General features: G+C 40.0%; 1 protein-coding gene. It reads right to left on the bottom strand.

From position 1 onward, the window contains the following. Position 1 precedes the first annotated feature (1 nt). Positions 2 to 2203, bottom strand: a complete 2202-nt coding sequence (locus tag IQ242_RS22755) for an ATP-binding protein (protein ID WP_193961511.1) — start codon at positions 2201 to 2203, stop codon at positions 2 to 4. Between the last annotated feature and the right edge of the window lie 124 nt (positions 2204 to 2327).

Here is a 2327-nt window from a genome sequence, read left to right as displayed (position 1 = left end):
CTTATAAAGCGGTTAGATAGCGGATTTTTTCCAACAATAGGGAGGGTTGAATCGGTTTGAGGAGATAGTCGTCAATGCCATGAAGACCGAGAAAATTAACGCTGATTTCAGGGGTATCATTCAAGATTAGCACTTTACTGGCTTGAGTTTGGCTAGATTTTTTTAAAAGGTGACAGAGATGATATATATCGGGCATTTTCCGATCGACAATTATAATACTTGGCTGCACGATCTCAATTTTTTTGATAGCGGAGACACTATCGATTAACCAAATAACTTGATAATGTGCCACCATCAATAACTCACAAATAAGATTGGCAATTTCTTCGTCACTTTCAATCAAAACTACAGTGGGATGGTGCTGATTAAAATGGGGATTATGATCCGAGGGTTGGCGCTGGGATTTGGGGGGCTTTTGTTGAGGTAAACGGACGGTAAAAATGGAACCTTTATCTAAGCAAGATTCTACCTCGATCGTGCCGCGATGCAGTTCCACTAATTGTTTAGTTAAGGCCAATCCTAATCCCATACCACCATAACGACGTTTACGAGAGCCATCCAACTGGGTAAATTTTTCAAACAGAAGCGGTATTTTTTGAGCAGGAATGCCGATGCCCGTGTCTTCTACCTGAAAAATGACCTGACTGCCTTCTTTCCACAGTCTCAGCGTGATAGCACCCTGTTCGGGGGTAAATTTCAGGGCATTTTTTAACAAGTACAAAAGTATCTGCTGAACTCGATCATAATCGGCATAAAAATAATGCTCTTTTTCGGTAATTTTCATCTGTAAAATTAGATTAATTTCTTTAATTTCTGCCTCTGTTTTGATAATTTCTAAAACATGATTACAGAGATATTTTAGCGAAAATTGTTTAATATCTAAAACAGCTTTTCCTGCCGAAACTTGCGAAAAATTAAGCAGGTCATTAATTAATTCTAATAGTTTATTGCCGTTATCCTGAATAACTTGTAGATAGTGTTTTTGTTTGTCGGGAGGTAAAAAATTACTGGCTGCCGAGCATTTTTGCAGGGTACTGGACAAACCGATAATACAAGTTAGGGGAGTCAATAACTCATGACTCATATTATTTAAAAATTCACTTTTGCAGAGGTTAGCGGCTTCTGCGGCCATTAAAGTATCTTGTAATTCTTGGGTTCTTTCTATTACCCGGCGTTCAAAAATATCTTTTTGTTCCTGTACTTGAGAATATAATTGCGCTTGATAGATAGCGATGGCGAGATGTTCACCAATCTGACCTAAAAATTTCTTTTCTTGCGGCAACCATTGGCGTTTTTCTTGACATTGATGGGCAATTAATAAACCCCACAATTCTTCTTGTACCACAATCGGGGCGATTAATTTTGATTGCACTTGGTGTTGTCGCAAAAATTCCGACAAACAGAAGGAAGAAGAATAGTTAGCATCCACATCATCTACGGACAGAATTAATCCTTGACGGTACTTTTCTTTGTATTGGGGAATATAGGAAAAACAATCGTCTTCGGGGGTTAAATTTAACACCGAATTTATCTGGTCAGAAATGCGCGACTCGGAAGTTATTTTTCCCTTTACCTCACTGGTACTGGGAAAAAATTGATAAATTAACAATCGGTCCACTTGCAGAAACTCTCGCGCTTCCCTGACTACGGTTTCCAGAATCACCGGTAACTCCAGACTCTGACGCATTTGGGTGATGACTTGGTTTAATAATCTTTCCTGTTGGATTTGTTGGGATAGGGCAGCTTCTACCGGTTGACAAACGGAGAAGATGCGGGAACAATCTCTATCAGCAGACGGAGAAGAAATTATCGAGAGAATTTTGACTAAAATTTTATTTTGAAAACTGCTGACATTATTGGATAGAGGCAGATTTAAAATTTGATAACCCTGCTGAATTTTTGGGTTGTGGAGAGACTTGACGGAAAGTCCTTGCAGAAAATTTTTAATCGTGTTCGCTTCAAAACTAATGCGGACTTCGTACTCAAAGTTATGTGCTTGGGGACTGGCTAACAATAAAGCTTGTAGGTCAGTGGAAAGCAAGAGTTGATAGATTTCTCCTGTCTGTGGGGGAAGCTCTCTTTCACTGAGACTAATCCTCGGCGCTGTCACCTGTATTGCCAACTGTCCCCACCAAGAACGAATTTGTTCGAGGTGAGTAGATGACAACACTTGACAGCAAACATAAGCGGGAGAAGCATTCATTTATCAGTTATCAGTTATCAGTTATCAGAAGGCAGGAGGCAGGAGGTGATAGGGTGATAGGGTGATAGGGTGATAGGGTGATAGGGTGATAGGGTGATAGGGTGATAGGGTGATAGGGTGATAG

This window comes from Microcystis sp. LEGE 08355 (assembly GCF_015207185.1).
In the GTDB taxonomy this organism is placed as follows: domain Bacteria; phylum Cyanobacteriota; class Cyanobacteriia; order Cyanobacteriales; family Microcystaceae; genus Microcystis; species Microcystis panniformis.
Note: the sequence above shows the minus strand (reverse complement) of the source record. Positions and strands in the feature narration are given on the sequence as shown.

Excerpts from the sequence above, each read along its gene's own strand:
- IQ242_RS22755 (WP_193961511.1), bottom strand. The coding sequence starts at position 2,203 with ATGAATGCTTCTCCCGCTTATGTTTGCTGTCAAGTGTTGTCATCTACT.